General features: G+C 60.9%; 7 protein-coding genes, 1 tRNA gene and 1 other RNA gene. 5 read left to right on the forward strand and 4 right to left on the reverse strand.

Annotated elements, in window-relative coordinates; genetic code table 11:
- Positions 1 to 3 precede the first annotated feature (3 nt).
- Positions 4 to 1,377 carry a cation:proton antiporter gene (locus NCN06_RS06910; RefSeq protein ID WP_226398765.1) on the reverse strand — a complete coding sequence of 458 codons (1,374 nt, stop codon included), beginning with the start codon at positions 1,375 to 1,377 and terminating at the stop codon, positions 4 to 6.
- A gap of 212 nt (positions 1,378 to 1,589) precedes the next feature.
- On the opposite strand from NCN06_RS06910, the gene NCN06_RS06915 reads away from it, so the two are divergent.
- Genes NCN06_RS06915 through NCN06_RS12830 form a run of 4 tightly spaced genes read left to right on the forward strand, consistent with a single transcriptional unit; the run spans position 1,590 to position 5,198 of the window.
- Positions 1,590 to 4,112 (forward strand): glycogen/starch/alpha-glucan phosphorylase, encoded by a 2,523-nt coding sequence (locus tag NCN06_RS06915; RefSeq protein ID WP_226398766.1) that lies wholly within the window; start codon positions 1,590 to 1,592, stop codon positions 4,110 to 4,112.
- Positions 4,112 to 4,333 carry a hypothetical protein gene (locus tag NCN06_RS12820; RefSeq protein WP_350223184.1) on the forward strand — a complete coding sequence of 74 codons (222 nt, stop codon included), beginning with the start codon at positions 4,112 to 4,114 and terminating at the stop codon, positions 4,331 to 4,333. The genes NCN06_RS06915 and NCN06_RS12820 overlap by 1 nt, the downstream gene beginning before the upstream one ends.
- A 27-nt stretch (positions 4,334 to 4,360) precedes the next feature.
- Positions 4,361 to 4,900 carry a hypothetical protein gene (locus tag NCN06_RS12825; RefSeq protein ID WP_350223185.1) on the forward strand — a complete coding sequence of 180 codons (540 nt, stop codon included), beginning with the start codon at positions 4,361 to 4,363 and terminating at the stop codon, positions 4,898 to 4,900.
- Positions 4,815 to 5,198 carry a hypothetical protein gene (locus NCN06_RS12830; RefSeq protein ID WP_350223186.1) on the forward strand — a complete coding sequence of 128 codons (384 nt, stop codon included), beginning with the start codon at positions 4,815 to 4,817 and terminating at the stop codon, positions 5,196 to 5,198. The genes NCN06_RS12825 and NCN06_RS12830 overlap by 86 nt, the downstream gene beginning before the upstream one ends.
- Here the strand turns inward: NCN06_RS12830 and NCN06_RS06925 are convergent.
- The 3 genes from NCN06_RS06925 to NCN06_RS06935 all read right to left on the reverse strand — a co-directional run bounded on the left by NCN06_RS06925 (position 5,181) and on the right by NCN06_RS06935 (position 6,174).
- On the reverse strand, positions 5,181 to 5,645 hold the full coding sequence (locus NCN06_RS06925) for a DUF8661 family protein (RefSeq protein ID WP_115024820.1): 465 nt from the start codon (positions 5,643 to 5,645) through the stop codon (positions 5,181 to 5,183). The genes NCN06_RS12830 and NCN06_RS06925 overlap by 18 nt on opposite strands.
- Before the next feature lie 37 nt (positions 5,646 to 5,682).
- Positions 5,683 to 6,009 carry a DUF8670 family protein gene (locus tag NCN06_RS06930; protein ID WP_226398767.1) on the reverse strand — a complete coding sequence of 109 codons (327 nt, stop codon included), beginning with the start codon at positions 6,007 to 6,009 and terminating at the stop codon, positions 5,683 to 5,685.
- 91 nt (positions 6,010 to 6,100) lie between these two features.
- A tRNA-Arg gene (locus NCN06_RS06935) sits at positions 6,101 to 6,174 on the reverse strand.
- A 39-nt stretch (positions 6,175 to 6,213) separates the two neighbouring features.
- On the opposite strand from NCN06_RS06935, the gene rnpB reads away from it, so the two are divergent.
- Positions 6,214 to 6,602, forward strand: an RNA gene (gene rnpB, locus NCN06_RS06940) — RNase P RNA component class A.
- The last annotated feature ends 156 nt before the right edge of the window (positions 6,603 to 6,758 follow it).

Consider the following 6,758-nt stretch of genomic DNA (forward strand, 5'->3'; position numbering starts at 1 on the left):
CGCTCAATTGCCAGCCAGGGGATCAGCAGCAAATTCTTCAGGCACCTGATTGCCATCCTCGGGGGGCTTGCCTTTCAGAACGATGCGCAGCAGCACCGGCGCCAGGAAGGTAGTCCCGATCACCATTAAAAGAATCGCCGCCTCAAGGCTGGGGCTGAGCAGACCGGAGGCGGTTCCCAAGCCCAAGAAAATCAAGCCGACTTCGCCGCGGGGCATCATCCCAAGACCCACCACCAATTTGTTGGTCTTTTCCTTGCTGAAGATGGCCCAGCCGGCAGCCACCTTGCCGATGATCGCCACCACAAAAAGAAAGGCTGCTACCACCAGGGCGGAACGGGCACCGGGGTCAGAGGGATTGATCACCGAAAGATCCATACCGGCACCCACCAGCACAAAGAAAACGGTGGCGAACAGGCCAACGATGGGGGTGACCGCCGCCTGAATCTCATGGCGGTGCTTGGACGTGCTGGCAATCAAACCAGCAGCAAAGGCCCCAAGGGCGGCTTCCAAACCGATGGCGGACGCCACAAAACAGCTGACAGCGAGAAGCAGATAGGAACCAATCAGTTTGGCGCCAGGAGCCTTGAGTTGATCAATCATCCAATCAAAAGCCGGTGCCGCCTTCTGGCTCAACAACAGGGCAACCACCACGAACAGCACCGCCGCCACCACCAACTGCACGATGGGTCCAATCTCCAGACTTCCACCGGCTCCCAAGGACACCACAATGGCCAGGATGACGATGCCGAGGATGTCGTCGAGCACGGCAGCTCCGATCACGATCTGACCCTCCCGGGTGCGCAGATAACCCAGTTCACCAAAAACACTGGCGGTGATGCCGATGCTGGTAGCCGTCATCGAGGCACCCGCAAAGATCGCTGGGATCGCATCCACATGGAAGATCGCCATCAGTCCAAGCGTGCCGAGGGCGAAGGGCAGCACCACACCCACCACGGCAACACTGAAGGCCTGGGCCCCCACCGCCATCAGTTCCTCCAGCTCGCTTTCGAGACCGGTGAGGAACAGCAGGGAGTAGAGACCCAACGTGGCCACCGCCTGCAGGGCTCCGAAGCTCTCGTTGTAGAGAGCTGGGATTTCGTCCACCGGAACGTGCGACAGGCCGGAGACCAGCTCTGAAAAAGCTCCGGAAAGTTGCACCTGGGTCTCCGGCGGCACCAGAAGATGCAGACCCGAAGCACCGATTAGCACCCCAGCAAGAAGCTCACCAAGAATTGTGGGCAGCTCGAACCTCACGAGCACCTCCGCGAGGGAGCGGGCCGCCACAAAAATCAGCATGAAGCGAAGGACGCCGATCAGCGTTTCCGCCAATTCGAGGTCATGGCTGCTGATTTCGCTCAGCAGGGTGGGCAGCAGCATCAAGCCGGGCGTTATTCACGCCGAACCTTAATGGTGAATCCGCCGACGAACTGTTCGCTGGACGATCCCAATTGACCGGGAATGCTGTAGAAGCACGCTTTTTTGCAGGCAGCCCCAGTTGTGATCGCTACGGTCCGGGTAATTCATCGAGTTGGGCTCCGAGCACCCCTGGCCTGACGGTGATTCCACGCTCCTTGGCTCGCTGCCCCCCCATGACCACGTCCCAACCGTTCGATCTGCGTCTGCCGACCCCCGGCTGTTACAACGACCCCGAACGCGCCGGGCTGGATGCCAAGAGCGTGTTCGACGGCATGACCGAGCACCTTTTCTTCACGCTCGGCAAGCTCGCTCCCACCGCCAGCCGCCATGACCTCTACATGGCCCTGAGCTATGCGGTGCGCGACCGCTTGATGATGCGATATCTCGCCACCACCGAAGCGATGCGGGCCCGCCCGCAGAAATCGGTGGCCTACCTGTCGGCGGAATTCCTGATCGGCCCGCAGCTCCACAGCAACCTGCTGAACCTGGGGATCCAGAAGGAGGCCGAGGAGGCACTAAAGAATTTCGGCATCGAGTCGTTGCAGCAAATCCTTGATGTGGAGGAGGAACCGGGTCTGGGCAACGGCGGTCTCGGTCGCCTGGCGGCTTGCTACATGGAGTCGCTGGCGAGCCTGAAGATCCCGGCCACCGGTTACGGCATCCGCTACGAATTCGGCATCTTCGACCAGCTGATCCGCGATGGCTGGCAGGTGGAGATCACCGACAAATGGCTCAAGGGTGGCTGGCCCTGGGAACTGCCCCAGCCCGATGAGGCCTGCTTCGTCGGCTTCGGTGGCCGCACAGAGAGCTATATCGATGACAAGGGCAACTACCGCTCGCGCTGGATCCCAGCGGAACACGCGATTGGCATCCCCCATGACGTACCGGTGCTGGGCTACCGGGTCAACATCTGCGATCGGCTGCGACTCTGGCGTGCCGATGCCACCGAAAGCTTCGACTTCTATGCCTTCAACATCGGCGACTACTACGGCGCCGTTGAGGAAAAGGTGGGCAGCGAAACGCTCTCCAAGGTTCTGTATCCCAACGACGGCACCGACGAAGGTCGGCGGCTGCGCCTGAAGCAGCAGCACTTCTTCGTCAGCTGCTCACTGCAGGACATGCTGCGCAGCCTCGATAACCGAGGACTGGCCGTCGAAGACTTCGCCAACTACTGGACTGTTCAGCTCAACGACACCCATCCAGCCATCGCCGTTGCGGAGTTGATGCGACTGCTGATCGACGATCGGCATCTGGAGTGGGATAAGGCCTGGGACATCACCTCCCGATCCGTGGCTTACACCAACCACACCCTGCTGCCAGAAGCACTGGAGAAGTGGGATCTCAACCTGTTCAGCAGCTTGCTGCCCCGCCACCTGGAGCTTATCTACGAGATCAACCGCCGCTTCCTGCAGCAAGTGCGACTGCGCTATCCCGGCAACGACGCGATCCAGCGCAAGCTCTCGATCATCGATGAAGAAGGCAGCAAAGCCGTGCGCATGGCGCACCTGGCAACAATCGGCGCGCACCACGTCAATGGTGTGGCGGCTCTCCACTCCGATCTGGTGAAAACCGACCTACTACCGGAGTTCGCAGCGCTCTGGCCGGAGAAGTTCACCAACGTCACCAATGGCGTCACCCCGCGGCGCTGGGTCGCCCTGGCCAACCCCGAGATGTCTGCCCTGCTGGATGAGCACGTGGGACCAGACTGGATCTCCAACATGGAGAACCTGCGGAAGCTGGAGGAAAGGCAGAACGACAATGGCTTCCTCGAGCTTTGGGGCAACACCAAGCTGTCGGTGAAACGCAAGCTGGCCTCCTACATCCACCGCAACACAGGCGTGCTCGTTGATCCCGCCAGCCTGTTCGACGTGCAGGTAAAGCGCATCCACGAATACAAGCGCCAGCACCTCAATGCACTGCAGGTGATTACCCAGTACCTGCGGATCAAGAACGGCCAGACCGAGGGCATGGCGCCTCGCACTGTGATCTTCGGAGGCAAGGCCGCTCCCGGTTACTACATGGCGAAGCTGATCATCCGCTTCATCAACGGCATTGCCGACACCATCAACGCAGACCCCGACATGGATGGCCTGCTGCGGGTGGTCTTCCTGCCGGACTACAACGTGAAGCTGGGCGAGCAGGTCTACCCCGCCTCCGACCTGTCTGAACAAATTTCCACTGCCGGCAAGGAAGCCTCAGGCACCGGCAACATGAAGTTCGCCATGAATGGTGCCCTCACCATTGGCACCCTCGATGGAGCCAATGTGGAAATCCGAGACCTCGTTGGTGCCGAGAACTTCTTCCTGTTCGGCAAGACCGTGGAGGAGATCACAGCCTTGAAGCAAGGTGGCTACCGCCCAAGCGACGTGGTCGCCGCGCTGCCTGAACTGCAAGAGGCCCTGCGGCTGATCGAGATGGGCCACTTCAGCAACGGCGACGGCGAGCTATTCCGCCCTCTGCTCGACAACCTCACCGGCAACGACCCCTTCTACGTGATGGCCGACTACGCCGACTACCTCCGGGCCCAGGAGGCAGTCAGCCATGCCTGGAGCGACCGGATGCACTGGAATCGAATGTCGCTGCTGAACACGGCTCGCACAGGGTTCTTCTCCTCCGACCGATCCATCAGTGAGTACTGCAACAACATCTGGGCCGTGGATCCACTCAACGTGGAGATCACCTGCGACGTTCGCTGATGGGCGACCTCTGCCTGGTGATCAATCTGGGCAGTTCAAGCCTCAAGGCGGCCCTGGTGGACTCCACCGGGGCTTTCGTCTGGCATGAGGGACAAAGCCTGGCCAAGGATGACGTGCTTGAGGAGGTGCTCGACAACTGGTTGACGCCGGCGATCAAACCCCACCTCCAGCGACTGGAGCGCATCGGCCATATCGTGTTGTCCACGGCGTCGGCGCGGTGAACCGCGCCGACGCTGATCACGCCCGAGGTGGAAACCTGGCTTAGGGAGTTGATCCCCCTGGCCCCTCTGCACAACCCACCGGCATTGAAGGGACTGGCCTGGGCACGCCGGAGAGCACCCGAATGCCAGCAATGGGCCTGCTTCGACACGGCCTTTCACAGCAGCTTGCCGGCATCGGCCACCACCTATGCCATTCCCCAGCAGTTCCGAGCCCAGGGGTTCCGCCGCTTCGGTTTTCACGGGATCAACCACCAACACGTGGCCGAATCGGTGGGAGAGCAATGGCGGCAACAGGGCCGAGACCCCGCCAGCCTTCGTCTGATCAGTGCTCACCTTGGGGCCGGAGCCTCCCTGGCCGCCATCAAAGGTGGGATCTGCATCGATACCACCATGGGCTTTACCCCCCTGGAGGGGCTGGTGATGGCCACCCGCTCCGGCTCCATCGATCCCGGCCTGCTGCTGGAACTGATGCGTGAGGGCCATGGCCGACATCCTGCAGAAGGAGTCTGGCCTGAAGGGGCTGTCAGGCCTGAGCGGCGACATACGAGAGATCCGCGCTGCAGCTGAAAATGGCCACAACGGGGCAATCCGGGCCCTCGGCGTATTCAGACACCGCTTGATTCAGTTGCTCGGCTCAATGGCAGCCAGCTTGCGTGGTGTCGATGTGCTTGCTCTTACAGGCGGAATCGGCGAACACGACCTGCAGCTTCAAGAGGAACTTCGACAGGCCTTGAGCTGGTGGGGAGACTTTGACGTGATTGTGGTTCCCGCCGATGAAGAAGGCATGATTGCTCGATTATGCCGGCGCCACAGCACCCCTAACAACTCCTCTGAATGCACAGCTGGATCAGCTGCGATCGGGTAAGTCGGGCGTCTGATGCAACAGACGGTTGAGCCGGAGACGATCCACATTCAACGGGTCAGGGGCCAACTCACCGGCAAGTTCGCGGAACTTCTGTTCGATCTCCTCAGGGACGCGAACATCAAACACGCGTTCCATCAAGGCCTCGATCGAGAACAGATGGGCGTTGATGTTCTCCAGATCAGCAATGGCCTGCTGAAGTGAATCTCCCGATTCCTCGGGCAGTGGGGAACTCGGTGCTGCCGGCTTGGCAGCTGCATCAGCGGTCTGGCGGGAGCTGTGCTGTCTCTGGAGATCTTCCAGAACACGGCCAGAAAGGGTGCGAAACGATTGGAGGGCTGCCCAGTTGAGCTCCTGCTGCTGACGAAGCGTGGGCGATTCCCGGATCAGCCGGTCATGCTCTCGGTAAAACCGTTGGCAATCCGGGCACTGGCAGGGCTCTTCCGGCAATGCAGTCCCTCGCGGTCATCTCCCACTATGCCACCGATCAAGCTGCCTGCTGTCCCAGATCCTCTTCAGGCTGAGGGCCATCCTCTCCAGCCGTGTCGGGCAGAGGGATCTCAATGGAGGAGACCACACCGATCACATCCCGCAGCCGCATCGAATCGGCAAACCAGCCCATGGCCTGTTCAGTGTCACCCCGACGTTCGGCATCACTGGCTTGATCTTCATGGGCTTCCGCCAACAGAGCCAGCCAGCAGAGGCAACGGGCCTGAACCACCGATAGATCCAGATCCGTGGGCTGGGACTCCGCAATCCGCTCGCTTTCCTGCTGCACCAACAGCCGCAGACGGAGATCGTGAAGCTGGGTCATGGCGCCCACACGGTTAAAGCAACCCTAGCGGTGGTGAGCGATCTGCCCACCCCACCAGATGTAGCGTTAACTACTTCTTCAACGATTCTCACGGGGCTGGCGGGACTCGAACCCACGACCTACGGTTTAGGAAACCGTCGCTCTATCCAGCTGAGCTACAGCCCCAGACCTCTGAATTATGCCCACGAGGCATGATGAGATCTGAAAGCAGGCGAGGTGGTTGCGGCCGATCTCTTTGAGTGTCGGCTGAGGAAAGTCCGGGCTCCCTGATGGCCAGGCTTGCTGGGTAACGCCCAGTGCGGGTGACCGTGAGGAGAGTGCCACAGAAACACACCGCCGATGGCCGGTTCGCCGGCACAGGCAAGGGTGCAAAGGTGCGGTAAGAGCGCACCAGCAGCATCGAGAGGTGCTGGCTCGGTAAACCCCGGCTGGGAGCAAGGCCAAGGAACGAAGGCTGGCCATTGGCCCCGTTCCGCTTGAACGCGCCGCTTGAGGCCGTCGGTAACGGCGGTCCCAGATAGATAGCCACCCACCCTCTGCAGACAACCTCTGTGGTGGCGTGAACAGAACCCGGCTTATGTCCTGCTTTCAACCCCTTATCAGCGTTGCTCAGGAGTGCCTGTGGATTCATCCCGCGCCGCAGAGCTCACCGGCCTGATCCAGCGCCTGCACGCTGAGATCCCGATCGAAGCGGAGTTACTGGTCCAGGTGGACCAAGCTCTCACCCACGTGTCGACCGGTCGCGCCCG

The organism is Synechococcus sp. MU1648, from assembly GCF_023630615.1.
In the GTDB taxonomy this organism is placed as follows: domain Bacteria; phylum Cyanobacteriota; class Cyanobacteriia; order PCC-6307; family Cyanobiaceae; genus Parasynechococcus.

Bases quoted from the DNA above. Each gene is read 5' to 3' on its own strand.
- NCN06_RS06910 (WP_226398765.1), bottom strand. From the start codon at position 1,377: ATGCTGCTGCCCACCCTGCTGAGCGAAATCAGCAGCCATGACCTCGAA.
- NCN06_RS06915 (WP_226398766.1), top strand. From the start codon at position 1,590: ATGACCACGTCCCAACCGTTCGATCTGCGTCTGCCGACCCCCGGCTGT.
- NCN06_RS12820 (WP_350223184.1), top strand. From the start codon at position 4,112: ATGGGCGACCTCTGCCTGGTGATCAATCTGGGCAGTTCAAGCCTCAAG.
- NCN06_RS12830 (WP_350223186.1), top strand. From the start codon at position 4,815: ATGGCCGACATCCTGCAGAAGGAGTCTGGCCTGAAGGGGCTGTCAGGC.
- NCN06_RS06930 (WP_226398767.1), bottom strand. From the start codon at position 6,009: ATGACCCAGCTTCACGATCTCCGTCTGCGGCTGTTGGTGCAGCAGGAA.